Here is a 24,361-nt window from a genome sequence, read left to right as displayed (position 1 = left end):
CCCGCTGGTACCGGACGCAAGAGGCGCGGCACGCAGGCCGCTCCCGCTGCGCGCGGCCCCAAGGGGACTCACGACACCCAGGGACCCAGCGTGTTCACTGGGGCATGGATGGGAGTGGCACATATGGCAGGCAACCGCGCCCGCAACGTGTTCACCGAGACACCCGACGACGACAATCCCAACCGCCGCGACGGCACGGCCTTCTTCCTCGTCGGCCTCGCCATCGTCTTCGCCGCCTTCGAATGGTGGCACATCCCCGGCCCGTTCGGTGACGGCGTGCGCGCCATCGTCGAAGGCACCTTCGGCCGGGTCGCCCTCGCCCTGCCGGTGCTGCTGCTCGGCTACGCGCTGCGGCTGTTCCTGCGCGGCCGCGAAACCCGCGGCAACAACCGCATCCTCATCGGCCTCATCGGCTTCATCTTCGCCGCCGCAGGCCTGGCGCACATCGCCGTGGGCACCCCGACGTTCGCCAATTCGCACGCCGCGCTCATCAACGGCGGCGGCGCACTCGGCTTCATCATCTCCTCACCGCTGGTCGCAGCCACCACCTCGTATGTCGCCGTGCCGCTGCTCGTGCTGCTCGGCCTGTTCTCCGTCCTCGTCATCACCGCCACCCCGGTCAACCGGATCCCGCAGCGCATCTACGACGCCTACTGCGCCCTGACCGGCCACACCCAGCCGGCCCACGCCGACGAGGACGAGGCCCCGGCCGCCGATGACCTCGTCAGCGAAGGCCGGCAGACGAACACGCTCAAGCCGATGGGCTCCAAGCGCCGGTCGCGGAAGAAGAAGCTCGACGTCGAAGCCGAGCTCGCCAAGGCCGCCGCCGACCCGGACGTCGACCCGGCCTACGACAAGGCCTACATCCACGAGAACGACGTCACCGGTGACACGCCGGTGCACGATGAGCTCTACGACGTCGACGCGCCCGGCCCCAAGCCCGGTGAGCGCCGCCCGACCAAGGCCGAACAGGACGCCGCGAAGATCCGGGAGGACGCCGCCACCCGCGTGCTCGGCGCCTCGGGAGGGGGCAGCACGGCCGCCGGTGCGGCCGCAGGCACGGTGCCCAACGTCTCGACCCCGGCCCCGCAGGCCACCGGCGAGCTGCCCGAACGCACCGAGCAGCTGACCCTGGCCGGCGATGTCACCTACACGCTGCCCTCATCCGACGCGCTCGTCGCCGGCCCGCCGGCCAAGGAGCGCTCCGAGGCCAACGACCGGGTCGTCGAATCCCTGCGCGAGGTGTTCGACCAGTTCGGCATCGACGCCCACGTCACCGGGTTCTCCCGCGGCCCGACCGTCACCCGCTACATCGTCGAGCTCGGCACCGGCGTCAAGGTCGAGAAGGTCACCGCGCTGTCGAAGAACATCGCCTACGCCGTCGCCAGCCCGGATGTGCGGATCATCTCCCCGATTCCGGGCAAGCGGGCGATCGGCATCGAGATCCCCAACACCGACCGCGAAACCGTCGCACTCGGCGACGTGCTGCGCTCGCAGGCCGCCCGGCAGACGGAGAACCCGATGGTCGTCGGGCTCGGCAAGGACGTCGAAGGCGGCTTCGTCGTCGCCGATCTGGCGAAGATGCCGCACCTGCTCGTCGCCGGTGCGACCGGTTCGGGCAAGTCGAGCTTCGTCAACTCGATGATCACCTCGATCATGATGCGCGCGACCCCCGACGAGGTGCGCATGATCCTCGTCGACCCCAAACGCGTCGAGCTCACCATCTACGCCGGCATCCCGCACCTCATCACCCCGATCATCACCGACCCGAAGAAGGCCGCCGAGGCTCTCGACTGGGTGGTGCGGGAGATGGACACCCGGTACGACGACCTGGCCCACTTCGGGTTCAAGCACGTCAAGGAGTTCAACAAGGCCGTCCGCGAGGGCACCGTCACCGCGCCTCCCGGCTCGGAGCGCGAACTCCACCCGTACCCGTACCTGCTCGTCGTCATCGACGAGCTCGCCGACCTCATGATGGTCGCCCCCCGCGATGTCGAGGCCTCCGTCCAGCGGATCACGCAGCTCGCCCGCGCCGCCGGCATCCACCTCGTGCTCGCCACCCAGCGGCCCTCGGTCGACGTCGTCACCGGCCTCATCAAGGCCAATGTGCCCTCCCGTCTGGCGTTCGCGACCTCCTCGCTGGCCGACTCACGCGTCGTGCTCGACCAGCCGGGTGCGGAGAAGCTCATCGGCCAGGGCGACGCACTGTTCCTGCCGATGGGCGCAGCCAAGCCGATGCGCGTGCAGGGCGCGTGGGTCAACGAATCGGAGATCCACACCGTCGTCGAGCACGTCAAGGGCGAACTCACCCCGGTCTACCGCGAGGACGTCGCCGTCGACGAGCCGAAGAAGGTCATCGACGAGGAGATCGGCGATGACCTCGAGCTGCTCATCCAGGCCGCCGAACAGGTCGTGACCACCCAGTTCGGCTCGACGTCGATGCTGCAGCGCAAGCTGCGCGTCGGCTTCGCCAAGGGCGGCCGGCTCATGGACCTGCTCGAATCCCGCGGCATCGTCGGCCCCTCGGAGGGACCGAAGGCCCGCGACGTGCTCATCACCCCCGAACAGCTGCCCGAGGTCATCGCCCGCCTGCGCGGCGAGGACCCGCCGGCCGCTCCCGAGGCGCCGGCCGCCTCGGGCACAGGTGACCCGGCTGGCGCTCCGGAAGGCGACCAGGCCTACGACTCACCGGTGGCCACCGACGACGACGCCGCCGGCTTCCAGCCCGGCGACATCGACCCGGAGACCGGCCTGGAGATCGTCGAGGCCTCCGGTGAAGACGCGTGGCAGCTGACGAACCGGTGAGCGAACCGCGCTACACCGCCGCCTCGACGCGGGATCAGATCGTCGAGATCATGCGCGCATTCGGCGCCGGTGAGCAGGTTGCTGAGATCTGCACCGAGGTGATGTTCCACACCGACCTGTCCGGCATCGACTCCCACGGCATCTCCATGCTGCCGATCTACCACCAGGAGATCGCCGAGGGATTCATCGACCCGGCCGCCGAACCGGTCATCGAACACGACCACGGCGCCAGCGTCCTCATCGACGCGCGTGCCGGGTTCGGGCACCTGGCCGGGCATGCGGGGATGCGCCAGGCGATGGCGAAGGCCCGTGAGTTCGGCATCGGGCTGACCACCGTGCACCGCGCCAACCACTACGGGGCCGCCGGTTATTATGCGCTCATGGCCGCCCGCGAAGGCCTCATCGGCCTGTCGATGTGCTCGACCCGCGGAGCGCTGCAGACCCCGACGGGTGCCAAGCACCCGTTCATGGGCACCAACCCGATCGGCTTCGCCGCCCCGACCGGTGACGACGAACCGGTCGTGCTCGATATGGCCACGACGACCGTGCCGCTGAACAAGGTGAAAGTCCACGAGCTCACCGGCCGCCAGCTCGGCTCCGACTGGGTCACCGACACCACCGGCACACCGGTCCGCGACGCCGCAGCCGCCTATGCCGGACTGACCGACGAATCCGGCAATTACGGCCTCAGCCCGCTCGGCGGGCCCGGCCCGCAGGCCGCCGGGCACAAAGGCTACGGCCTGGCGACCATGGTGCAGATCCTGTCGGCAGCACTCGGCGGAGCCGACCAGCCGGGCAACAGGGACGGCTTCCACGACGTCGGCTACACCTTCATCGCCATCGACCCCGGTCTCGTCAACCCCGCCGACCCGGCAGCCGGCTACACCGCGCAGCTGCGGGAGGACCTGCGGGCAGCCGCACCGCTGGACCCGGCCGTGCCCGTCCAGGTCGCAGGAGACCCGCAGATCGCCCACCGCGCCGACCGCTCAGCCCACGGCATCCCACTGGCCGCACGGCTGACCGAACAGCTCGCAGCACTGTGCGCCGACCTCGGCTGCCGATACCTGCTGGAGGCCCAGCCACCGGCCTGAACAGGGGGTGAGTGAGCGGCTAGACTGGCCGGTGATGACTTCACACGATGCGGCTGCCCAGAAGCCGAGCAACTTCAACGTCCCGAACGTCCTCACGACGGTGCGGATCCTGCTCGTCCCCGTCTTCCTCTTCGTGCTGCTCGCCCACGACGGCCTCGACCCGGTGTGGCGGCTGTGGGCGCTCATTATCTTCCTGCTTGCGATGATCACCGACAAGATCGACGGCGACATCGCCCGCCGCTACAACCTCATCACCGACTTCGGCAAGATCGCCGACCCGATCGCCGACAAGGCCCTCATGTCCGCCGCCCTGCTGGGTCTGTGGTGGATCGGCGTGCTGCCGATCTGGATCCCGGTCATCATTCTCATCCGCGAATTCGGCATCACCATCCTCAGACTCCTCATCGTCAAGCGCATCGTGCTGCCGGCCTCGAAGGGCGGCAAGCTCAAAACCGTGCTGCAGACCGTTGCGCTGGCGCTGTTCATCGCCATCGCCCCGCTGCACGCCGTGCTGCCGGCCATCGTGACGTTCTGGCTCGTCATCTTCGCCTGGGTCGTGCTCACCGCCGCGGTCATCGTCACGATCGTCACCGGTGTCGACTACCTCGTCCAGATCTACAAGCGGCTCAAGGTCACCCCGTGAGAACCGCCGAGATCATCCGCCGCCTGACCGACGCCGGGCTGACCGTGGCCACCTGCGAATCGCTGACCGCCGGGAAGCTCGCGGCCACGATCGCCGACGTGCCCGGCGCCTCGGCCGTGCTGCGCGGGGGACTGGTCACCTATGCCACCGACCTCAAAACCGCACTGGTCGGCGTCGACGCCGACCTGCTCACCGCCTCGGGAGCGGTCCACCCGCAGGTCGCCGCCCAGATGGCCACCGGCGCCGCCCGCGCCTGCCAGGCCGATATCGCATTGGCCTGCACCGGGGTCGCCGGACCGGACCCGCAGGACGGCCAGCCGGTCGGCCGGGTCTTCACCGCCCTGCTCGCCCCGCAGATGGCCGAACCCGAGGTGGTGGGCCACGATTTCTCCGGCGACCGCGCCCAGATCCGGCAGGCGACCGTCGAGGCCTGCCTGTCCCAGCTGGCCGCCTGGGTGCAAGATCGCTGGGCATTGTCTTAAACAGCGGCCCTGAGGCGGCGCCGGATTGACGGAAACGGTAGATTGGATGGAACAAACCACAGCACCGCGGTGTTGAAGGTTTCACATGAACCCTGTCGCTGAGAAAGGACGCACATGACTCTTCTGCGGACCGAGATCGGTGACACGCTGAGGACCGCACGTCGCCGGCAGAACCGAACCCTGCGCGACGTCTCCACCGGGGCCAGCGTGTCCCTGGGCTACCTGAGTGAGATCGAACGCGGCCAGAAGGAGGCCTCCTCCGAGCTGCTCGCCGCCATCTGCGAAGCCCTCGATATGCCGGTCTCCCTACTGCTGCGCGAGGTCAGCGACCGCTTCGCGATCAGCGAAGGCGTCGACATTCCCGACACCGTTCCCGCCGAGCTGTCCGAGCGCGTGCTCGCAGACGAAGCGCTCGCCGGACAGGCCTGATGCGCCACACCGCCTACTGGGAGCTGATGAACGACGAGTTCGGCTCCATCCGCGCAGCCTCCCTGCACACCGACTTGGCGCTCTCAGCGCTGGGCTCACGCACCCCGGCCGAGGCGTTCGAAGCCGGATTCGAGGCACGTGAGATCTGGTTGGCTGTCTGCGCTGCCGCAGGTGTTCCCGAAGAGCGCTGGCTCGGTCAGGACAAGAAGCCGCGGGCCAACCCGTTCTGAGCAGGTGTGGGGACGCTGGCGTCGAGCGAAGACTCTGCGTCACACATGCGGAGGCGAGCTTCGACCAGAGGGCAACATCGACGACACGCCGCACATTTCGAACTGATGTTCGCATGAGCCGCTATAGTGGTGCCCAGATACGCCGCCCGGCTGTGACCACAGGTGCGCAGTGCGCGGGTTGTCCACAGCTTCACATCGTGAATCGAGTCGATGTCAGCGCCGGAGCCTAGAGTTGCTGGCAGATCGATGAACCACCTCAAGGAGGAACCCATGGCAGCGAAGAACACGCGCGGCGCCGCACCGGCCGCCGGCAACCGGGAGAAGGCGCTCGAAGCGACCGTCTCGCAGATCGACCGCCAGTTCGGCAAGGGTGCTGTCATGCGCCTGGGCGAAGAGACCCGCCAGCCGATTGCGGCGATCCCGACCGGATCGATCGCCCTCGACATCGCCCTCGGCGTTGGCGGCATCCCACGCGGGCGCATCGTCGAGGTCTACGGCCCGGAATCCTCGGGTAAGACGACCGTGGCACTGCACGCGGTGGCTAATGCGCAGAAGAACGGCGGCATCGCCGCCTTCATCGACGCTGAGCACGCCCTCGACCCCGAATACGCCAAGGCCCTCGGCGTCGACACCGACCAGCTGCTCGTCTCGCAGCCGGACACCGGTGAGCAGGCTCTTGAGATCGCCGACATGCTCATCCGCTCCGGGGCACTCGATGTCATCGTCATCGACTCGGTCGCCGCGCTCGTGCCCAAGGCCGAGATCGAAGGCGAGATGGGCGACTCGCACGTCGGCCTGCAGGCCCGCCTCATGTCCCAGGCGCTGCGCAAGCTCACCGGCGCCCTGGCCAACTCCGGCACAACCGCGATCTTCATCAACCAGCTGCGTGAGAAGGTCGGCGTGTTCTTCGGCTCCCCGGAGACCACCTCGGGCGGCAAGGCGCTGAAGTTCTACTCCTCGGTGCGCATGGACGTCCGCCGCATCGAAACGCTCAAGGAAGCCGGCAACGCCGTGGGCAACCGCACCCGCGTCAAGGTCGTGAAGAACAAGGTCGCCCCGCCGTTCAAGCAGGCCGAGTTCGACATCATCTACGGCCAGGGCATCTCGCGAGAGGGCAGCCTCATCGACATGGGTGTCGACAACGGCATCATCCGCAAGTCCGGCTCCTGGTTCACCTACGACGGCGACCAGCTCGGGCAGGGCAAGGAGAATGTGCGGAACTTCCTGCGCGACAACCCCGGTCTGGCCGAGGAGATCGAACTGAAGATCAAGCACAAGATGGGCCTCATCAAGGTCGAGGAAGACGCAGCAGAGGCCGAAGGCGGCACGGCTGCTCCAGCTGAGGCGCCTGACTCACTGGACAATGTCCCCAGCTGATCAGCCGGCAGGCGGCCAGGACGCGCGCAGCAATGCGGATGTCCTGGCCGCTTTGCAGCAGGCAATCGACTCCGTCGGTACCGACGGGCAGATCCAGGGTGCAGACGCGACTGCCAGGCTGCATGACACCGCCGCGGACGAACAGCCGGATCCGATCGCTGAGGATCCTGAGTACAAGCGGGCGAAGAAGCGGGCACTGAATATGCTCGCCGCGCGCGACCACTCTTCAGCCGAGCTGCGGGATAAGCTGCTTGGCCGCGAGCACCCTGAGGACATCGTCGACACCCTCATCCAACGGCTGCAGGGATCGAAGCTGCTCGATGATGCGAACTTCGCCCACAGCTTCGTGCGAGCCAAGCGCGAACAGCGCAAACTCTCACAATCAGCGCTGCGCCGCGAGCTGAAGAAGAAGGGCATTGACGGGCCCATTGCCGATGACGCCCTCGGCGAGATCGACGACGAATGGGACCTCGCCTACGCCGTCGCCGAGAAGAAGGCAGCCTCGACCCGGACACTTCCGTATGAGACACGCCAGCGCCGCATCCTCAGCATGCTCGCCCGCCGCGGCTTCCCCTCCGGCCTGTCGTTCGCTGTCACCCGGCAGGTGCTCGAAACCGACTGACAGCTGCAGGCCCAGCTGAATCTAACCGCGTTCTGCTGCCCTGGCGGCAACGCGCGAGGCGATGAAGACCCACGCCAAGACCCACGCGCACCCGGCGAGTGCGACGACCGCGACAGCCGCCTCAGTGAGGAACACGCTCGCCACAGCACTGACGATCAGCCCGGCACCGGCAATGCACAGATAGCGTGCGGCAGCCCGATGACCGGCGACCCATGCGTCGTCCGATTCCATCAGCGCTGCTGTCCGCAGCCCCACCCACAGATTGCGCAGCAGCGTTTCCCGCTGCCCGCGGTATGCCACAGCTGCGAGGATCACCCCTGCGATGCCCAGAGACGCAGCCGTTGTCAGCGAGACGATGAGATCAGTCATCGCCGCTCCTGGTCCGGTGCGCCGGAGACACTGATGGAATCGAGAACGGCGGGGCGTGACATGAAGGTCACTCCTTTAAGATCGGGGATGAATCGGCAGATTATCAGCCACAGCCAGCGTGTGGGGTCGTGGGGGGAGTACACGCTAGAATGTCTGCCGATGACTGAGGCAATCGCACTGACTGAACCGGAAGCCGGCAATCGCACGCGCACCTATGAGGTGAAGACCTATGGGTGCCAGATGAACGTGCACGATTCCGAACGGCTCTCCGGACTCCTCGACGACGCCGGATACGTCCGCGCAGACGCCGGCGACCAGGCCGATATCGTCGTCTTCAACACCTGCGCGGTGCGCGAGAACGCCGACAACCGCCTCTACGGAAACCTCGGCCGGCTCGCCCAGGTCAAGGAACAGCACCCGGACCTGCAGATCGCCGTCGGCGGGTGCATGGCCCAGAAGGACCGCGACACGATCGTCAAGCGCGCCCCCTGGGTCGATGTCGTCTTCGGCACCCACAACATGGGCTCACTGCCGGCCCTGCTCGACCGGGCCCGCCATAACAGGGAAGCACAGGTCGAGATCCTCGAAAGCCTCGACGTCTTCCCCTCGACCCTGCCGACAACCCGCGAATCGACGCATTCGGGCTGGGTGTCGATTTCGGTCGGCTGCAACAACACCTGCACCTTCTGCATCGTCCCGGCCCTGCGCGGCAAAGAGAAAGACCGCCGGCCCGGTGACATCCTCGCCGAAGTCGAAGCGCTCGCGGCAGACGGCATCACTGAGGTGACGCTGCTGGGCCAGAACGTCAACTCCTACGGCGTCGAGTTCCGCGACCGTGGAGCGTTTGCCAAGCTGCTGCGCGCCGTCGGCGCCGTCGAAGGCATCGAACGGGTCCGCTTCACCAGCCCCCATCCGGCAGCGTTCTCCGATGACGTCATCGCCGCGATGGCCGAGACCCCAGCCGTCATGCCGCAGCTGCACATGCCGCTGCAGTCCGGCTCTGACCGCATCCTCAAGGCGATGCGCCGGTCGTATCGCACCAGCCGGTTCCTCAACATCCTCGACAAGGTCCGCGACGCGATTCCGCATGCAGCCATCACCACCGACATCATCGTCGGCTTCCCCGGAGAGACCGAAGAGGACTTCCAGGCCACGATGGACGTCGTGCGCCGGGCCCGCTTCAGCCAGGCCTTCACCTTCCAGTACTCGATCCGGCCGGGCACCCCGGCCGCGACGATGGACGACCAGGTCCCCAAGGAAGTCGTGCAGGAGCGCTTCGAACGCCTCGTCGCCCTCCAGGACGAAATCGCCTGGGAGGAGAACCGCAAGCTCATCGGCACCGACGTCAACGTGCTGGTCACCAAGACCGGAGATGCCGAACACGGCCGGATGACCGGCCGGGCCGAAGACAACCGGCTCGTCCACGTACGCATCGACCCCGCAGCCCAGGACGTCCGCCCCGGCGACGTCGTCTCGACAACGGTGACCGAGGCCAAGCCGTACTTCCTTATCGCCGATGCCGCCTACACCGTCCGCCGCACCCGCTCCGGAGACGCCTGGGACCGCAGCCAGGCTGACAGCTGCGGCGCCCCCTCGGGCCCGGCAGCAGGGCCGGCTGGACCGACATCGCTGGGCATGCCGACGATCCGCACCCGCAGCTGAGATGAATCCAGAGGACCGCACGACCCAGCCCGTCACGCCGGTCATCAACATCGTCGGCGCCACCGCCACCGGCAAATCCGACCTCGCCGTCGCCCTGGCACAGCGCCTGCACGGCGAGATCGTCAACGCCGATGCGATGCAGTTCTACCGCGGCATGGACATCGGCACAGCCAAGCTGCCCGTCGACGAACGCGGCGGCATCGAACACCACCTCATCGACATCCTCGACGTCACCGAAGACGCCTCGGTCGCAGACTTCCAGACGCGTGCCCGGGCGATCATCAGCGATCTGCAGACCCGCCACCGGGTGCCGATCCTCGTCGGCGGCTCCGGACTGTACATGCGTGCGGCCACCGATGTCATGACCTTCCCCGGCACCGACCCATCCATTCGCACCCGGCTCGAAGACGAAGCCGCCGAGCACGGCCCCGGCAGTCTGCACGACAGGCTCGCCGCACTCGACCCGGCCGCCGCAGCGAAGATCACCACCGGTGACACCCGGCGGATCGTCCGCGCCCTGGAGGTCATCGAACTGACTGGCCAGCCCTTCACCGCCCACCTGCCCCGCTACGCATACGCCATGCCGACCGTGCAGATCGGCCTGGCCGAAGACCGGTCAGTGCTCAACGAGCGCATCGCCGCCCGCGTGGAGAGGATGTGGGAAGCCGGATGGGTCGACGAGGTCACCCGCCTGCTCGGTGAGGGGCTGCGGGAGGGCCGGACCGCCTCCCAAGCGATCGGCTACGCCCAGATCATCGACTATCTCGACGGCAAGACCACCGCCGAGGCAGCGATCGAGTCGACGATCATACGCACCCGTCAGTTCGCCAAACGTCAGCTGACCTGGTTCCGCCGCGACGAGCGCATCGAGTGGCTCGACGCCACCGATCCCGAGCTGGTGGAGAAGGCAGAAGCGCTGTACCGGCAGTGCTATGCTCACGGTGCCGAGACGCCGCCGGCTGAAAGGGAGCCACGCCGATGACCGACGCCCACGCCGCACACCACACCGCCGCACCGCCGGCGCTGTCGACCGGGCACGGCACCGCCAACGACTTCGTGTTCCTCTACGACCCCGCCGGCGAACAGGACCTCAACGCCGACCAGGTCGCACTCCTGTGCAACCGGCACAGCGGCATCGGCGCCGACGGCCTCATCCGCGTCATCCGCTGTGCTGCAGCCGGCATTCCCGAAGCGGTCACGGCCGCTGAAGCCGGATCCGAATGGTTCATGGACTACCGCAACGCCGACGGCTCGATTGCTGAGATGTGCGGCAACGGCGTGCGCGCCTTCGCCCACTACCTGCGCAGCTACGACCTCGCCGCCGACCCCCAGACACTGCCGGTCGGCACCCGCGCCGGCGTCAAGACCGTGACGATCGAACCGGATCCGACAGGCGAATCCGAGGTCTGGTACCGCGTCGACATGGGCCGGTGGCAGCTGCCCGGCTCCGGCGACGGCGCCGCGGACACGCTCGTGCTCACCCGCGGCATCGACGTCGCCCGGCCGGGCCTCGACGTCGATATGGGCAACCCGCACACCGTCGTCGCGCTCGCCTCAGTCGACGAGCTCGCCGCAGCCGAACTCACTGCGGTCCCGCAGCTCAACCCCGACCCGCCGGCCGGGACCAACATCGAATACATCGTCATCGAACCTGGCGGCGACGGCAACCCGACGACCGGCAGCCTGCGCATGCGCGTGTTCGAACGCGGCGTCGGCGAAACCCAGGCCTGCGGCACCGGAGCCTGCGCAGCCGCCCTGGCAGCCCACCATTGGGCCGGAGCCCACGGACCGATCCAATGGCTGGTCGACCAGCCCGGCGGCACCGTGCGCGTCGACATCAACGGCCACCAGGTCAGTCTGAGTGGCCCAGCCGAACTCACCGCCGCGATCGAACTGTCCGAACAGCTCAAGGCGCGCCTGCGCCGGCTGCTCTGAACCGCCTCGGGAACGGCCAGGTGGCCAGCCAGCCGCTCAGTCGGCCAGCCGCTCGATGCGCAGGATCCGGAAGCCCTTCGATGTCGTCGTCCGCTCCACGGCGTATGTCTCGCCGAGCGCGCTGCGCAGCCAGGTGAGCAGCGAATCAGCACCGAGCTTCTTGGCCACCACCAGCCACGCCGCACCGCCGGGCGCAAGGCGGGGCAGCCATGTGAGCAGCAGCTCGTGCAGTACGGCCTTGCCCACTCGGATCGGCGGATTCGAATAGATCGCAGCGAACCGCACCTGAGGCGGGATGTCCGCTCCGGTCACCGCACGAATCGAGCCCAGCCCCAGGTCGGCGGCATTGCGGCGGACCAGATCGAGGGCGCGCTCATTGACATCAAGCGCCCAGATACGCGGGTGCGTGCCGGCATCAGCGCCGGTGAGGGCGGTGTGGATGGCGACCGGCCCCCAGCCGCAGCCCAGGTCGAGCACATCACCGGCAGGCGGGTCGGGGATCTCGTCGAGCAGCAGACGCGTGCCGGTGTCGAGATGACCGGGGGAGAAGACCCCGGCAGCCGTCGAGACGCTGAGCTCGCGGCCTGCCAGGCGCACATCGATTGTGCGCAGCTGCGCGTCGCTGGCCGGCTGGGCGGAGAAGTAGTGCTCGTTCATCGCCACCATCCTACGGTGCGCGCAGGGCGCAGACGCCGGTGCCGTGTGGGACAATAGAAGACCGCCAGAGAAGAAATGAGGACGATGCCAAGCGATACCCATCGCCGTCACCGTGCAGACGAGACCACCCCAGCCGCCGAAACCGGGCAGCCAGCAGAGGAAGCCGGCCAGCCAGCAGAGACCGAGCGCAGCCGCGACGACGCGATGATCGACCGGATCCTCTCCCGCGGCGGCTCCGCGCTCACCGACGAGGATCGCGTCCACCAGGACGACAGCCAGTTCGATGCGCTCGAGCGCGAGGCGCTGCGCCGCGTCTCCGGGCTCTCAACCGAACTCGAAGACGTCACCGAGGTCGAATACCGGCAGCTGCGCCTGGAGAAGGTCGTGCTCGCCGGGATCTGGACGCGCGGGACCGCCGCCGAGGCGGAGGAATCGCTGCGTGAGCTCGCCTCGCTTGCCGAGACGGCCGGTTCGACCGTGCTCGACGGCGTGCTGCAGCGCCGCGACCACCCGGACCCCGGCACGTATCTGGGACGCGGCAAGGCCCAAGAACTGGCCGACATCGTCGCCGCCGTGGGCGCCGACACCGTCATCGTCGACACCGAACTGGCACCCAGCCAGCGCCGCGGCCTCGAGGACGTCATCAAGGTCAAGGTCATCGACCGGGTCGCGCTCATCCTCGACATCTTCGCCCAGCACGCCAAGAGCCGCGAGGGCAAAGCCCAGGTCGAACTCGCCCAGCTCGAATACCTCCTGCCGCGCCTGCGCGGCTGGGGTGAGTCGATGTCCCGGCAGGCCGGCGGCCGGGTCGCCGGCGGTGAGGGCATCGGCTCGCGCGGTCCCGGTGAGACGAAGATCGAACTCGACCGCCGCCGCATCCGCACCCGGATGGCCAAGCTGCGCCGCCAGATCGCCGATATGACCCCGGCACGGGAGACGAAGCGCGCCAACCGGCAGCGCCACCAGGTCCCGGCCGTGGCGATCGTCGGTTACACCAACGCCGGGAAGTCCTCCCTGCTCAACCGGCTCACCGACGCCGATGTCATGGTCCGCAACGAGCTCTTCGCCACCCTCGATCCCACCGTGCGGCAGGCGACGACCGAGGACGGCCGCGAATTCACATTCACCGACACCGTCGGGTTCGTGCGCAACCTGCCGCATCAGCTCGTCGAGGCCTTCCGCTCCACATTGGAGGAGGCGACGTTCGCCGATGTGCTCATGCACGTCGTCGACGCCGCCCACCCGGACCCGCACGGACAGCTGGCAGCCGTGCGCGAAGTGCTCGCCGAGGCCGACACCGATGACATCGCCGAGCTCATCGTCTTCAACAAGTCCGATCTCGCCGACCCGGATGTGCTCACCGGCCTGCTCGCCCGCTACCCGGAGGCCGTCGCCGTCTCGGCAGCGACCGGTGAGGGGATCGATGAGCTGCGCGAGCGACTGGCCGAACTGCTGCCGGCACCCGATCACGAGGTGACCGTGCTGCTTCCGTACGACCGCGGAGACCTCGTCTCCCGCATCCACGACGAGGGCACTGTGCTCGTCGAGAAGCACCTGCCGGAAGGCACCGCCGTGCAGGCGAAGGTCGATGCCGACCTGCTCGCAGCCTTGGAGGAGTTCCGCAAGCCGGACATGTTCGCCGGCCAGGAGCCCCTCCCGGCAGACACCGACACCGGAGCTGAGTCCGAAGCCGGGGCGGGAGCCGCCGCCGGCCACCGCGCATGAGCCGGATTCCGCCGCTGCTGGAGACCGCGGTCTCAGCACTGGGCGGATCACCGCGCCGCGGACAGCAGGACATGGCCGAGGCGGTCGGGGCCGCACTCGACAACGGCTCCCACCTCCTCGTCCAAGCCGGCACTGGCACCGGCAAGTCACTGGCCTACCTGGTGCCGGCCGTCGAGTACGCCGTGCGCACCGGTGAGCGCGTCATCGTCTCCACGGCGACTCTGGCGCTGCAGGCCCAGATCATCGACCGCGACCTGCCGCGCCTGGTCAAGGCGATCAAGGGCGAACTCGACACGCGACCGCGTGCCGCCGTGCTCAAGGGGCGGCGCAACTACCTGTGCAAGCACAAGCTCGACGGCGGTTACCCCGACGACGGAGACACGACGCTGTTCGACCTCGGCGCCGACGGCGCCGCCCACCGCGGCGGGTCGGGCATCACCGCCCTTGGCGAGGAGATCCAGCGCATCCGCTCCTGGGAGCGCACCACCGACACCGGCGACCGCGACGACCTCACCCCCGGTGTCTCCGACCGCGCCTGGGCGCAGGTCTCGGTCAATTCCTTCGACTGCCTGGGCAGCAGATGCCCGATGTTCGAGGAGTGCTTCGCCGAACGCGCCAAGATCCGGGCCAGCGAGGCCGACGTCGTGGTGACCAACCATGCGCTGCTGGCCATCGACTCCTTCGGCGAAGCCAACGTCCTGCCCGAGCACGGTGCCGTCATCGTCGATGAGGCCCACGAGCTGCGCGACCGGGTGACGAACGCACTGACCGGCTCGCTGACCGTCACGATGCTCAACGCGGCGGCCTCCTCGGCACGCAAGCACACCTCGGCGCAGGAATCGAGCATCGAGAATCTCACGACCGCCGCCAGCGCACTCGAACGCGCACTCGAACACGCCAGCGAGGGGCTCATCGTGCGCTGGCCCGAGGACCTCGCCGCGGCGGTGCGCCAGATCCGGGATGCCGCCAGCCGGCTGCTGTCGGATACCAACGGAAACGAAGCCAAGGACGCTGACGCCGGCCGGCAGATGGCCCGCGCCCGCGTCCAGGAGGTCTTCGACCTCGCCGAACGGATGGCCGAACCGGACAGCAACGACGTCTCCTGGGTCAGCCGCAGCACCTTCCGCGAGAACACCACCTCGCTCGTCGTCGCCCCGCTCAGCGTCGCCGGCACCATGCGCAACGGTCTCTTCGCCGAAGCCACCGTCATCGCCACCTCGGCGACGCTGGCCCTGGGCGGGAAGTTCGAACCGGTCGCCGCCTCGCTCGGTCTCGCCGGGCCCGAGGCGCCGGCCTACGATGCGATCGACGTCGGCTCCCCGTTCTCCTACGACAAGCAGGGGATCCTCTACGTCGCTGGACACCTGCCCAAGCCGGGCAGGGGAGGGCTGAGCGAAGAGACCCTGGAGGAGCTGCTCGAACTCGTGACAGCCTCCGGCGGCGGCACCCTCGGGCTGTTCTCGTCGAAGAGCGCTGCCGAACAGGCGGCCACTGTGCTGCGCGAGCACCTGCCGATGCCGATTCTGCTGCAGGGCGAGGACACCCTCTCAGCACTCGTCAGCCGGTTCGCCGCCGAACCCGACACCTGCCTGTTCGGCACCATGTCGCTGTGGCAGGGCGTCGACGTGCCCGGGCGGACCTGCCGGCTCGTCGTCATCGACCGGATTCCCTTCCCACGCCCCGACGACCCGCTCGCACTCGCCCGCACCCATGCTGCAGCCCAGCGCGGTGCCAACGGGTTCATGACCGTCAGCGCCACCCATGCCGCACTGCGCCTGGCGCAGGGGGCCGGGCGGCTCATCCGCTCCGTGCAGGATCAGGGCGTCGTCGCCGTGCTCGACTCCCGGTTGCGCACCGCCGGCTACGCAGGTTTCCTGCTCGCCTCTCTGCCGCCGATGTGGCGCACCGACAACCCGGCTCTCGTCCGCGATGCGCTCAGCCGGCTGGCACCCAACGGCGAGGACTGATCCTGCCGGTGAGCTGATGCTGCACAGACGACTGCGGCGCCCGGTCCGAAGACCAAGCGCCGAAGTGCTGCATTGCAGGGGTGCTCAGACGCGGCGGATGACCGCGACGACGATGCCCATGATCGTGGCATAGGTGCCGTCGATGGGATCGTAGTCCTTGTTCTCCGGCAGCAGCCACTGCACACCGTCACGGCGCTGCAGCCGCTTGACGGTCGCCTCATCGTCGAGGAGGGCCGCGACGATCTCACCGTTCTCAGCCGTCGGCTGCTTGCGCACCACGACCCAGTCGCCGTCGCAGATCGCAGCTTCGATCATCGAGTCGCCGACCACGTTGAGCAGGAACAGCTCACCGCTGCCGACCACCTGACGCGGCAGCGAGAAGACGTCCTCGACGGATTCCTCGGCCAGCACCGGTCCGCCGGCTGCGATCCGGCCGAGCACCGGCACCTGGGCCAGATTCGACGATTCGATGAACGCCTCCTCGACTGCCTTGGCAGCCTCATCGGCGGGATTGACGATCTCGATGGCGCGCGGCCGGCGCGGATCCCGGCGCAGATAGCCGAGGCGCTCGAGCTGGGCGAGCTGGTGCGCCACGCTGGACAGCGAAGCCAGCCCGGCGGCCTTGCCGATCTCGCGCATGCTCGGCGGGTAGCCGTTGTCGATGACCGCCTGCTCGATGGTCTGCAGGACGATCTTCTGACGGGGAGTCAGACGCCGGTCGTCGGCACCGACCATGTTGAGCGAGTCCTCGGTGTCGATTCCCCGACGAGCGCGGAACTCCTCGATCTCGGAGATGATGTCCTCGTTGCGGGGACGTCCCCGCCCTCTCTTCTTCTGTTCGGCCATTGCTTCCCCCGTGTGCAGTCGAGCGTCGTTCCTGGTCAGCGAGCGATGTCAGTGCCTGGTGACAGTCTTTCCATCAGACCCGCGAGCTTCCGTTCGAATCCATTTTCGCACAGATGTTCGCAGGGACTGGACATTTCTTCGAATATGTCCTTAAATAGTACATGTGTTCGAGTCTCCGGTCTGACGGAGGGAAGCCGGCAGGCCGGGACTCAGCGCAACAGCCTGCTAGGGAAGACAGGATCTGAGGAGGACACCATGAGCACAGCAGCGATGAACGCGTGGAGCCGCACCGGTGCGCCGCACCGCACGTGGCGGCTGACCCCGCGGGGCAAGCAGGGTCTGCGTCTGCTGCGCACCATCGCGATGGCAGCCGTCATCGCCGGTGCAGCAGCACTGCTGGTGCTCATGGTGCGTCCTCAGCAGGCCATCGGCAGCGCCGAGCCGGTCGTCCCGGCCGAGACCGTCATCGTCGAGCAGGGCCAGTCGCTGTGGACCATCGCCGCTGAGGCAACCGGCAGCGGTGACCCGCGCGATACGATGCAGGGGATCATCGAGATGAATGGTCTGGAAACCTCAGTCGTCCACCCCGGGCAGGAACTCGAAGTCCCCGCTCGATAGACTGGTGCGGTGCTAACGCTCAGTGATCTTCCGCTCAGAGACGACCTGCGCGGCAAAGAGCCCTACGGGGCGCCGCAACTGGCCGTCGACGTCGCTCTCAACGTCAACGAGAACTCCCATCCGGTGCCGCCGACCGTCGTCGATGCAGTGCGCCGTGCCGTTGATGCGCAGCTGCGCGGGCTCAACCGCTACCCCGACCGGGAATTCACCCGCCTGCGTGAGCTGCTCCTGACCTACGTGCAGGATTTCTCCTCTCGTCAGTCGGGTGACGGATCGACGCCAGCTGACTTCCTCACCGCCGACTGGCTGTGGGCAGCCAACGGCTCGAACGAGGTCCTGTCCCACATCCTGCAGGCGTTCGGCGGTCCCGGACGCACCGCACTCGGCTTCGTGCCCAGCTACTCGATGCACCCGCTCATCACGCAGTCGACCGGGGCCCGCTGGATCGCCGTCGACCGGGGTGAGGACTTCAGCCTCAGTGCCGAGACCGCGGCTGCGGCCGTACGCGAGCATCAGCCCGATGTCGTGTTCCTGTGCACGCCGAACAACCCCACCGGCGGGGGACTGCCCGCCGAGGTCATCGAAGCGGTGCTGCACGCCAGCACCGGCATCGTCATCGTCGACGAGGCCTACGCGGAATTCGCCCGGCCCGGATACACCACCGCCGTGCACCTGCTGCGCGAGAACCCGCGCCTGGTCGTCTCACGCACGATGAGCAAGGCCTTCGCCTTCGCCGGCGTGCGCCTCGGATACGCCATCGCCCACCCGGCCGTGACCGACGCGCTGCGCCTCGTGCGTCTGCCGTACCACCTCTCGGCCCTGACCCAGGCCGCAGCCTGCGCCGCACTGGAGCACACCCCGGTGCTGCTCGACAACGTCGAAGCGCTCATCGCCGAGCGCGACCGCATGGTCACCGCGCTGACAGAGCTCGGCTTCGACGTCGCGGAGACCGATGCGAACTTCGTGCTCTTCGGCGGCGTGTCCGACACAAGACTGCTGTGGCAGCGCTTGCTTGACGCCGGCGTGCTCATCCGCGATATCGGCATTCCCGGACACCTGCGCGTCAACGCGGGCACCACCGAGGAGACCACCGCTTTCATCGAGGCCATCAGCGTCATCGTCGCCGCCCACCCTGAGACCCTGGAGAACCTATGACAGGCCGCACCGCCACCTCCACCCGCCGCACAAGCGAATCGAATGTCGAGGTCACCATCAACCTCGACGGCTCCGGTCAGGCTGACATCTCGACGACCGTGCCGTTCTTCGACCACATGCTCACCGCACTGGCCAAGCACTCGCTGTGCGACCTGACCGTCAAAGCCTCCGGTGACACCCACATCGACGTCCACCACACCGTCGAGGACACCGCCATCGTCATCGGCAACTCCATGCGCGAGGCGCTGGGGGACAAGGCCGGCATCCGCCGCTACGGCGATGCCGCCGTGCCGCTGGACGAAGCCCTGGCGCACTGCGTCATCGACATCTCCGGCCGCCCCTACTTCGTCCACACCGGCGAACCCGAAGGTCAGCAGTACCACCTCATCGGCGGGCACTTCACCGGCTCGATGGTCGGACATGCCCTCGAATCGCTGTCGGTCCACGCCGGTATCACCGCCCACCTGCGGCTGCTGGCGGGCCGGGACCCGCACCACATCGCCGAGGCCCAGTTCAAGGCCTTCGCACGCGCGCTGCGAACCGCGCTTGAAGACGACCCCCGCACCACCGCCGTGCCGAGCACGAAGGGAGCCCTGTGAGCCGCACCGTCATCGTCACCCCGTTCGGCCGTGCCGAACAGCTTGCCGCCGCATGCACCCTGTCCGACATCCGCTGTGATGTCGTGCCGGTCGGCAGCTTCTCAGCCATCGTGCTCGACGACACGAGCATCGCTGAGGGCAATGACGTGGCTGCGACGATCTCGAAGCTCTCCGGCAAGCACGAAGTCCTCATGCTCGCCCGCAACGACGAGCAGATCGATGCCGGGCACTTCCGCAGCGGCAGCCGCGAAGCCGACGTGCCGGCAGGACTGGCGCTGACGAACCTTCCAGCCGAGGTCGAGAAGCTGCTGTTGGAGACCATCGCACCGCGCGACATCGACGGCCATCTCGACACCTCGAAGATGTCCAAGCTCGAAGCCAGCAAAGCCACGATGACCCCGGCCCGTGAGGCGCTCGCCCGCACCGCGCTGCTGTGGATGGTGGTCGCCTTCCTCGCCCTCGTCGGCATCGTCGCCAGCTTCATCGGCGTCTTCAACGGCAGCATGGTCGCCTGGGCCGGCGTCGTCATCGCCGCCATCGCCCTGGGAGTCTCCATCCAGCGCATCAGCAGAGTGCTCGGAGCCGCACGCACATGAGCGCCGACATCGTCGTCCTCGACTACGGCGCAGGCAACGTCCATTCCGCCCTGCGCGCCGTCGAACGCGCTGGAGCCACCGCGCAGCTCACCGACGACCTCGACCGTGCCGCGACCGCGGACGGGTTGCTCGTCCCCGGCGTCGGCGCCTTCGCCGCCGTCATGGACGCACTCGAATCCGCCGGTGCCGTCGAGGTCATCCGCACCCGGCACCGCGAACAGCGCCCGATGCTCGGGATCTGCGTCGGCATGCAGGTGCTCTACACCTCGGGTACCGAACACGGTCTCACCACTGCCGGCATCGGGCTGTGGGAGGGCAACGTCACCCGCCTCGATGCCCCCGTGCTGCCGCACATGGGCTGGAACACGGTCGCTGCGGCCCCAGGCAGCCAGATGTTCGCCGGCATCGCCGGCGAGCGGTTCTACTTCGTCCACACCTACGCAGCCACCGAAGCCCCGGCCGAAGCCGCCGTCACCACGTGCACGCTGGACAGCCCGTTCATCGCCGCCGTCGAAGACGGCACCACCTGGGCCACACAGTTCCACCCCGAGAAGTCCGGTCACGCAGGCACGACCCTGCTGGCCAACTGGATTCAGGCGCTGAGCGCAGCGCAGAAATGAAAGAAGAGGTCATGTCACAGCTCGCAAGCGAACCCGCCCTGACACTGCTGCCGGCAGTCGACGTCTCCAACGGCACCGCCGTGCGCCTGGTCAAGGGAGAAGCCGGCACCGAAACCGACTACGGCAACCCCGTCGAAGTCGCCCAGCAGTTCGAGGACGGCGGAGCCGAATGGATCCACCTCGTCGACCTCGATGCCGCGTTCGGCCGCGGCACCAACTACCCGCTGCTCAAGCAGGTGACCAAGGCCGTCTCGATCAAGGTCGAGCTCTCCGGCGGCATCCGCGACACCGAGACGCTCGAGCGTGCCCTCGACACCGGCGCCGAACGCGTCAACATCGGCACCGCAGCGCTGGAGAACCCCAGCTGGACGGCCGAGGTCATCGCCGCCTACGGCGACCGGATCGCCATCGGCCTCGACGTGCGCGGCACGACCCTGGCCGCCCGCGGCTGGACCAAGGAGGGCGGCGACCTCTACGAGATCCTCGCCCAGCTCGAGGAAGCCGGCTGCAGCCGCTACGTCGTCACCGACGTCAACAAGGACGGAACACTGCAGGGATCGAACACCGAACTGCTGCGCGACATCGCCTCGCGCACCGACAAGCCGATCGTCGCCTCCGGAGGCGTCTCCAGCCTCGATGACCTGCGCGCCATCCGCGAACTCGTGCCCCTCGGCGTGGACTCAGCCATCGTCGGCAAGGCCCTCTACGCCGGCAAGTTCACCCTCCAGGAAGCTCTCGAAGTCGCAGGACGCTGATGACCGATCCGCAGCCGGGCAGCCGTCCGCTGCCACCGCACATCGCAGCAGGTGGCGCCGACTCAGCAGGCATCCCATGGGAGGGCCGCGACCTCAAGCCCAATCCCTTCTCCGGTGACACAGGAGAAGCCGATGAGGGCCTGCTGAGCGCGCTCCAGGCGGTGGCAGCCGCGCCCTTGGACCCGAAGCGCCACCGCGATGTCCTCGCGGCGCTTGCACAGGTGCGCATCTACGCACCCGTCGTGCCGGCAGCTGTCGAGCACACTGTCGACGAGCGCGGGCTCGTCCACGACAACAAGTCGGAGATGGCGATGGTGCGCCTGGCTGCCGAAGACGGCCGGGAGTGCACCCCGGCATTCACCGACATCCCCACCCTGACCCGGTGGGCCGATGAGGCCCGCCCAGTGCCGATCGAAAGCGAACGGCTGTGTGTCGCCGCGATCGAAGAGGACTCCCAGCTCGTGGTCATCGACCCCGGCAGCCCGCACGCCTTCCTGCTGCGCCGCACCGCCCTGTGGTCCTTCGTCCAAGGACACAACTGGCATCCGGCGTGGGCCGATCAGCGAGTGGCCAAAGCCGCAGGAGCGGCAGCCACCGGCAGCGACTTCATCTCGGCTATCGGCGTGCAGCCCGGCAGCGGCAGCGTCCATGTCTCCGGCCCGGAGATCCGGCTCGTCCTCAAAGTCAGCCGACGACCCGAGCAGGCGGAGCTGGCGGCCTTCCAGCAGAAGCTGAGCGCACACGAGGAGTTCGTCAGCCTCGTCGACTCGCTGGCGATCACACTCACCGAAGCCGAACCCAGCCGGAACTGAGCTGACCGGCACACAAGCGCACACACCCAGCAGCCTATAGGCTGGGACGCATCATCAGACGGGGGAGAAGAATCGTGAGCCGATCATTCACCATCGGTATTGCCGGCGGCACCGGCAGCGGAAAGACGACGCTGACACGCGCGCTCATCGAGCGCTTCGCCGGACAGACCTCCGTGATCTATCACGACAACTACTACAAGCAGCATGACGGGCTCAGCTATGACGAGCGGGCCGCGCTGAACTTCGACTCTCCCGACGCGTTCGACACCGCCCTCATGATCGAGCAGCTGCGCACTCTCATCAGCGGGCAGGCCGTCGACTGCCCTGTCTACGACTTCGCCGACCACAACCGCTCGTCAGAGACCATCCGCATCGAACCGGCACCGGTCCTCATCGTCGAAGGCATCCTCATCTTCTCTGAACCGGAGCTGGCTGACCTGCTCGACATCAAGCTGTTCGTCGACACCGATGCCGATGTGCGGATCCTGCGCCGGATCAAACGCGATGTCATCGAACGCGGACGCACCCTCGAATCGGTCGAACAGCAGTACCTCAAGACGGTCAAGCCGATGCACGAGCTCTATGTCGAGCCAGCCAAGCGCCGTGCCGACCTCATCGTGCCCGAAGGCGGGCACAACCTCGTGGCCCTCGACATGCTCATCCGGCACATCGACAGCAGCATCCGATCGTCAGCGGCAACCGGCTGAGGCGGTTGCCGGGAGACACGAAGCGGGGCCGGTGCCAGGATCTCTCCTGGACACCGGCCCCGCCGTCATTCACCGCAGGCAGTCAGCCGCCTGCACGGTGAGCCGATCAGCTCGGCTTGTTGATGGTGCCGTCGGTGCCGGCGTTCTCCTTCTGCGCGGCACGCACGACGTTCTCGACACGAGCACCGAGATCAGCGTCGACGTTCTTCCAGTACTGGAAGGCACGCACGAGGATCTCTTCGCTCACTCCGTTGAGCAGGTGACCGGAGATGTTGCCGACCATACGGTCGCGCGCGGCATCGTCCATCACCTCGCGCACGAGGGCGCCTGCCTGCGAGAAGTCGTCGTCATCCTCGCGCAGCGTCGGGGCCGAGCGCATCACGTCGCCATCGACATCGAGAAGGTTGTTCTCGGTGGTGCGGGAGGCGTCGGCGTGCGGGCCGCCGTAGGAGTTCGGCGCGTAGACCGGCTGGTCCTTCGGGTAGTTCTCGTAGGACATGCTGCCGTCCTTCGAGTAGCTGTGCTTGACAGCGGCCTTCGGACGGTTGACCGGCAGCTGTGCGTAGTTCGCACCGATGCGGTAGCGGTGGATATCGGCGTAGGCGAAGATGCGTCCCATGAGCATCTTGTCCGGGCTCAGACCGGTACCGGGAACCAGGTTCGACGGTGCGAAGGCAGCCTGCTCGATCTCGGAGAAGAAGTCCTCCGGGTTGCGGTTGAGCTCCATCACGCCGACCTCGGTCAGCGGGTAGTCCTCATGCGGCCAGATCTTCGTGACGTCGAACGGGTTGAAGCGGTAGGTCTTCGCATCCTCGTACGGCATGATCTGGACCATCAGACGCCACGACGGGAAGTTGCCGGCCTTGATGGCCTCGAACAGGTCGCGACGGTGGAAGTCGGCGTCGATGCCGGCCATCTCATCAGCCTCTTCGGCCGAGAAGCCCTCGTGACCGTACTTCTCGATGAACTCGTCCTTCTGGTTGGACTTGAAGTGGTACTTCACCCAGTAGCGCTCGCCTTCGGCGTTGACCCACTGGAAGGTGTGGGAGCCGTAGCCGTTCTGCTCACGCCACGACCGCGGGATGCCGCGATCGCCCATGAGGTAGGTGACCTGGTGGGCCGAGGCCGGAACCTGGGTCCAGAAGTCCCACTGCATGTTGTGATCGCGCAGACCCGAATCGCTCATCCGCTTCTGCGAGTGGATGAAGTCCGGGAACTGGATGGCATCGCGGATGAAGAAGATCGGGGTGTTGTTGCCCACGATGTCGAGGTTGCCCTCGGTGGTGTAGAACTTCACGGCGAAACCACGCGGATCGCGCCAGGTGTCAGGCGAGCCCTGCTCACCGGCGACGGTCGAGAAGCGGGTGAGCACCTCGGTCTCGGTGCCCGGCTGGAACACAGCAGCGCGGGTGTACTTCGAGACGTCGTTGGTCACGGTGAACTTACCGAAGGCACCGCCGCCCTTAGCGTGCACCACGCGTTCCGGGACGCGCTCGCGGTTGAAGTGGGCGAGCTTCTCGATGAGGTAGTGATCCTGGAGCAGGATCGGGCCGTTCGGACCGACGGTCAGCGAGTGCTCATCGCTGCCGACGGGGATGCCGAAGTCATTGGTCGTGAATTTCTCAGTCACACGTCCTCCTGAAGTGAGGCGCCCGGCGC

The 24,361-nt window shown here is 67.7% G+C and carries 25 protein-coding genes; 21 read left to right on the top strand and 4 right to left on the bottom strand.

What is annotated here, in order from left to right; translation table 11 throughout:
• Nucleotides 1–123: 123 nt before the first annotated feature.
• The 8 genes from H9634_RS12110 (at nt 124) to H9634_RS12075 (ending at nt 7,679) form a co-directional block, all read left to right on the top strand.
• Nucleotides 124–2,805 (top strand): FtsK/SpoIIIE family DNA translocase, encoded by a 2,682-nt coding sequence (locus tag H9634_RS12110; RefSeq protein WP_225210899.1) that lies wholly within the window; start codon nt 124–126, stop codon nt 2,803–2,805.
• Nucleotides 2,784–3,896 (top strand): Ldh family oxidoreductase, encoded by a 1,113-nt coding sequence (locus tag H9634_RS12105; protein WP_318245103.1) that lies wholly within the window; start codon nt 2,784–2,786, stop codon nt 3,894–3,896. Before H9634_RS12110 ends, H9634_RS12105 begins: the two co-directional genes overlap by 22 nt.
• A 34-nt stretch (nt 3,897–3,930) precedes the next feature.
• Nucleotides 3,931–4,539: a CDP-diacylglycerol--glycerol-3-phosphate 3-phosphatidyltransferase gene (gene pgsA, locus H9634_RS12100; protein ID WP_191726915.1), complete on the top strand. Its 609-nt coding sequence runs from the start codon at nt 3,931–3,933 to the stop codon at nt 4,537–4,539.
• Nucleotides 4,536–5,021 (top strand): CinA family protein, encoded by a 486-nt coding sequence (locus H9634_RS12095; RefSeq protein WP_191726913.1) that lies wholly within the window; start codon nt 4,536–4,538, stop codon nt 5,019–5,021. The genes pgsA and H9634_RS12095 overlap by 4 nt, the downstream gene beginning before the upstream one ends.
• A gap of 114 nt (nt 5,022–5,135) precedes the next feature.
• The gene (locus tag H9634_RS12090) at nt 5,136–5,450 is read left to right on the top strand and encodes a helix-turn-helix domain-containing protein (RefSeq protein WP_102162627.1); all 315 of its coding nucleotides are present in this window, start codon (nt 5,136–5,138) and stop codon (nt 5,448–5,450) included.
• On the top strand, nt 5,450–5,680 hold the full coding sequence (locus H9634_RS12085) for a DUF3046 domain-containing protein (RefSeq protein ID WP_102162628.1): 231 nt from the start codon (nt 5,450–5,452) through the stop codon (nt 5,678–5,680). Before H9634_RS12090 ends, H9634_RS12085 begins: the two co-directional genes overlap by 1 nt.
• 270 nt (nt 5,681–5,950) lie before the next feature.
• Nucleotides 5,951–7,057, top strand: a complete 1,107-nt coding sequence (gene recA / locus H9634_RS12080) for a recombinase RecA (protein ID WP_175292818.1) — start codon at nt 5,951–5,953, stop codon at nt 7,055–7,057.
• Entirely contained in the window at nt 7,044–7,679 is a 636-nt protein-coding gene (locus H9634_RS12075; protein WP_191726911.1) for a regulatory protein RecX, read from the top strand. The genes recA and H9634_RS12075 overlap by 14 nt, the downstream gene beginning before the upstream one ends.
• Before the next feature lie 21 nt (nt 7,680–7,700).
• On the opposite strand, the gene H9634_RS12070 is transcribed toward H9634_RS12075, so the two are convergent.
• Nucleotides 7,701–8,048, bottom strand: a complete 348-nt coding sequence (locus H9634_RS12070; RefSeq protein ID WP_191726910.1) for an SdpI family protein — start codon at nt 8,046–8,048, stop codon at nt 7,701–7,703.
• Between the two features lie 159 nt (nt 8,049–8,207).
• On the opposite strand from H9634_RS12070, the gene miaB reads away from it, so the two are divergent.
• The 3 genes from miaB to dapF are packed head-to-tail and all read left to right on the top strand — an operon-like array spanning nt 8,208 to nt 11,645.
• The gene (gene miaB, locus H9634_RS12065) at nt 8,208–9,710 is read left to right on the top strand and encodes a tRNA (N6-isopentenyl adenosine(37)-C2)-methylthiotransferase MiaB (protein ID WP_191726908.1); all 1,503 of its coding nucleotides are present in this window, start codon (nt 8,208–8,210) and stop codon (nt 9,708–9,710) included.
• A gap of 1 nt (nt 9,711) precedes the next feature.
• Nucleotides 9,712–10,692, top strand: a complete 981-nt coding sequence (miaA, locus tag H9634_RS12060) for a tRNA (adenosine(37)-N6)-dimethylallyltransferase MiaA (protein WP_191726906.1) — start codon at nt 9,712–9,714, stop codon at nt 10,690–10,692.
• Nucleotides 10,689–11,645 carry a diaminopimelate epimerase gene (dapF, locus tag H9634_RS12055; protein WP_191726904.1) on the top strand — a complete coding sequence of 319 codons (957 nt, stop codon included), beginning with the start codon at nt 10,689–10,691 and terminating at the stop codon, nt 11,643–11,645. The genes miaA and dapF overlap by 4 nt, the downstream gene beginning before the upstream one ends.
• Nucleotides 11,646–11,681: 36 nt before the next feature.
• Here the strand turns inward: dapF and H9634_RS12050 are convergent, their stop codons facing one another.
• Nucleotides 11,682–12,302 (bottom strand): class I SAM-dependent methyltransferase, encoded by a 621-nt coding sequence (locus H9634_RS12050; RefSeq protein WP_191726903.1) that lies wholly within the window; start codon nt 12,300–12,302, stop codon nt 11,682–11,684.
• 84 nt (nt 12,303–12,386) lie between these two features.
• Between H9634_RS12050 and hflX the strand changes: the two genes are divergently transcribed.
• Nucleotides 12,387–14,027: a GTPase HflX gene (gene hflX, locus H9634_RS12045; protein WP_404801692.1), complete on the top strand. Its 1,641-nt coding sequence runs from the start codon at nt 12,387–12,389 to the stop codon at nt 14,025–14,027.
• The gene (locus H9634_RS12040) at nt 14,024–15,994 is read left to right on the top strand and encodes an ATP-dependent DNA helicase (protein ID WP_191726901.1); all 1,971 of its coding nucleotides are present in this window, start codon (nt 14,024–14,026) and stop codon (nt 15,992–15,994) included. The genes hflX and H9634_RS12040 overlap by 4 nt, the downstream gene beginning before the upstream one ends.
• A gap of 84 nt (nt 15,995–16,078) precedes the next feature.
• Here the strand turns inward: H9634_RS12040 and lexA are convergent, their stop codons facing one another.
• On the bottom strand, nt 16,079–16,729 hold the full coding sequence (gene lexA / locus H9634_RS12035) for a transcriptional repressor LexA (RefSeq protein WP_225210908.1): 651 nt from the start codon (nt 16,727–16,729) through the stop codon (nt 16,079–16,081).
• Between the two features lie 366 nt (nt 16,730–17,095).
• On the opposite strand from lexA, the gene H9634_RS12030 reads away from it, so the two are divergent.
• From H9634_RS12030 to udk, 8 genes are all read left to right on the top strand, one after another.
• Entirely contained in the window at nt 17,096–17,458 is a 363-nt protein-coding gene (locus tag H9634_RS12030) for a LysM peptidoglycan-binding domain-containing protein (protein WP_191726899.1), read from the top strand.
• A 9-nt stretch (nt 17,459–17,467) separates the two neighbouring features.
• Nucleotides 17,468–18,613 carry a histidinol-phosphate transaminase gene (locus tag H9634_RS12025; RefSeq protein ID WP_191726897.1) on the top strand — a complete coding sequence of 382 codons (1,146 nt, stop codon included), beginning with the start codon at nt 17,468–17,470 and terminating at the stop codon, nt 18,611–18,613.
• Nucleotides 18,610–19,212: an imidazoleglycerol-phosphate dehydratase HisB gene (gene hisB / locus H9634_RS12020; RefSeq protein ID WP_191726895.1), complete on the top strand. Its 603-nt coding sequence runs from the start codon at nt 18,610–18,612 to the stop codon at nt 19,210–19,212. The genes H9634_RS12025 and hisB overlap by 4 nt, the downstream gene beginning before the upstream one ends.
• On the top strand, nt 19,209–19,808 hold the full coding sequence (locus H9634_RS12015; protein ID WP_191726893.1) for a hypothetical protein: 600 nt from the start codon (nt 19,209–19,211) through the stop codon (nt 19,806–19,808). Before hisB ends, H9634_RS12015 begins: the two co-directional genes overlap by 4 nt.
• A complete protein-coding gene (hisH, locus tag H9634_RS12010) occupies nt 19,805–20,428 on the top strand; it encodes an imidazole glycerol phosphate synthase subunit HisH (RefSeq protein ID WP_191726891.1) in 624 nt (207 codons plus the stop codon). The genes H9634_RS12015 and hisH overlap by 4 nt, the downstream gene beginning before the upstream one ends.
• An 11-nt stretch (nt 20,429–20,439) precedes the next feature.
• Nucleotides 20,440–21,183, top strand: a complete 744-nt coding sequence (gene priA / locus H9634_RS12005) for a bifunctional 1-(5-phosphoribosyl)-5-((5-phosphoribosylamino)methylideneamino)imidazole-4-carboxamide isomerase/phosphoribosylanthranilate isomerase PriA (RefSeq protein ID WP_191726889.1) — start codon at nt 20,440–20,442, stop codon at nt 21,181–21,183.
• Nucleotides 21,183–21,995 (top strand): SseB family protein, encoded by an 813-nt coding sequence (locus H9634_RS12000; protein ID WP_191726888.1) that lies wholly within the window; start codon nt 21,183–21,185, stop codon nt 21,993–21,995. Before priA ends, H9634_RS12000 begins: the two co-directional genes overlap by 1 nt.
• 74 nt (nt 21,996–22,069) lie before the next feature.
• On the top strand, nt 22,070–22,702 hold the full coding sequence (gene udk, locus H9634_RS11995) for a uridine kinase (protein ID WP_191726886.1): 633 nt from the start codon (nt 22,070–22,072) through the stop codon (nt 22,700–22,702).
• Nucleotides 22,703–22,808: 106 nt separating this feature from the next.
• Here the strand turns inward: udk and H9634_RS11990 are convergent, their stop codons facing one another.
• A complete protein-coding gene (locus tag H9634_RS11990; protein ID WP_170273475.1) occupies nt 22,809–24,332 on the bottom strand; it encodes a catalase in 1,524 nt (507 codons plus the stop codon).
• Nucleotides 24,333–24,361: the final 29 nt, after the last annotated feature.

This window comes from Brevibacterium gallinarum (assembly GCF_014836885.1).
Lineage (GTDB): Bacteria > Actinomycetota > Actinomycetes > Actinomycetales > Brevibacteriaceae > Brevibacterium > Brevibacterium gallinarum.
This window is presented reverse-complemented; position numbering and strand designations above follow the sequence as displayed.

What these genes read in the sequence shown, in the direction of transcription:
- miaA (WP_191726906.1), top strand. Translation starts at nt 9,712, where the DNA reads ATGAATCCAGAGGACCGCACGACCCAGCCCGTCACGCCGGTCATCAAC.
- H9634_RS12000 (WP_191726888.1), top strand. Translation starts at nt 21,183, where the DNA reads ATGACCGATCCGCAGCCGGGCAGCCGTCCGCTGCCACCGCACATCGCA.
- miaB (WP_191726908.1), top strand. Translation starts at nt 8,208, where the DNA reads ATGACTGAGGCAATCGCACTGACTGAACCGGAAGCCGGCAATCGCACG.
- H9634_RS12070 (WP_191726910.1), bottom strand. Translation starts at nt 8,048, where the DNA reads ATGACTGATCTCATCGTCTCGCTGACAACGGCTGCGTCTCTGGGCATC.
- H9634_RS12040 (WP_191726901.1), top strand. Translation starts at nt 14,024, where the DNA reads ATGAGCCGGATTCCGCCGCTGCTGGAGACCGCGGTCTCAGCACTGGGC.
- hisH (WP_191726891.1), top strand. Translation starts at nt 19,805, where the DNA reads ATGAGCGCCGACATCGTCGTCCTCGACTACGGCGCAGGCAACGTCCAT.
- pgsA (WP_191726915.1), top strand. Translation starts at nt 3,931, where the DNA reads ATGACTTCACACGATGCGGCTGCCCAGAAGCCGAGCAACTTCAACGTC.
- H9634_RS12050 (WP_191726903.1), bottom strand. Translation starts at nt 12,302, where the DNA reads ATGAACGAGCACTACTTCTCCGCCCAGCCGGCCAGCGACGCGCAGCTG.
- hflX (WP_404801692.1), top strand. Translation starts at nt 12,387, where the DNA reads ATGCCAAGCGATACCCATCGCCGTCACCGTGCAGACGAGACCACCCCA.
- priA (WP_191726889.1), top strand. Translation starts at nt 20,440, where the DNA reads ATGTCACAGCTCGCAAGCGAACCCGCCCTGACACTGCTGCCGGCAGTC.
- hisB (WP_191726895.1), top strand. Translation starts at nt 18,610, where the DNA reads ATGACAGGCCGCACCGCCACCTCCACCCGCCGCACAAGCGAATCGAAT.
- H9634_RS12075 (WP_191726911.1), top strand. Translation starts at nt 7,044, where the DNA reads ATGTCCCCAGCTGATCAGCCGGCAGGCGGCCAGGACGCGCGCAGCAAT.
- dapF (WP_191726904.1), top strand. Translation starts at nt 10,689, where the DNA reads ATGACCGACGCCCACGCCGCACACCACACCGCCGCACCGCCGGCGCTG.
- H9634_RS12030 (WP_191726899.1), top strand. Translation starts at nt 17,096, where the DNA reads ATGAGCACAGCAGCGATGAACGCGTGGAGCCGCACCGGTGCGCCGCAC.
- H9634_RS12090 (WP_102162627.1), top strand. Translation starts at nt 5,136, where the DNA reads ATGACTCTTCTGCGGACCGAGATCGGTGACACGCTGAGGACCGCACGT.
- H9634_RS12085 (WP_102162628.1), top strand. Translation starts at nt 5,450, where the DNA reads ATGCGCCACACCGCCTACTGGGAGCTGATGAACGACGAGTTCGGCTCC.
- lexA (WP_225210908.1), bottom strand. Translation starts at nt 16,729, where the DNA reads ATGGTCGGTGCCGACGACCGGCGTCTGACTCCCCGTCAGAAGATCGTC.
- H9634_RS12110 (WP_225210899.1), top strand. Translation starts at nt 124, where the DNA reads ATGGCAGGCAACCGCGCCCGCAACGTGTTCACCGAGACACCCGACGAC.
- recA (WP_175292818.1), top strand. Translation starts at nt 5,951, where the DNA reads ATGGCAGCGAAGAACACGCGCGGCGCCGCACCGGCCGCCGGCAACCGG.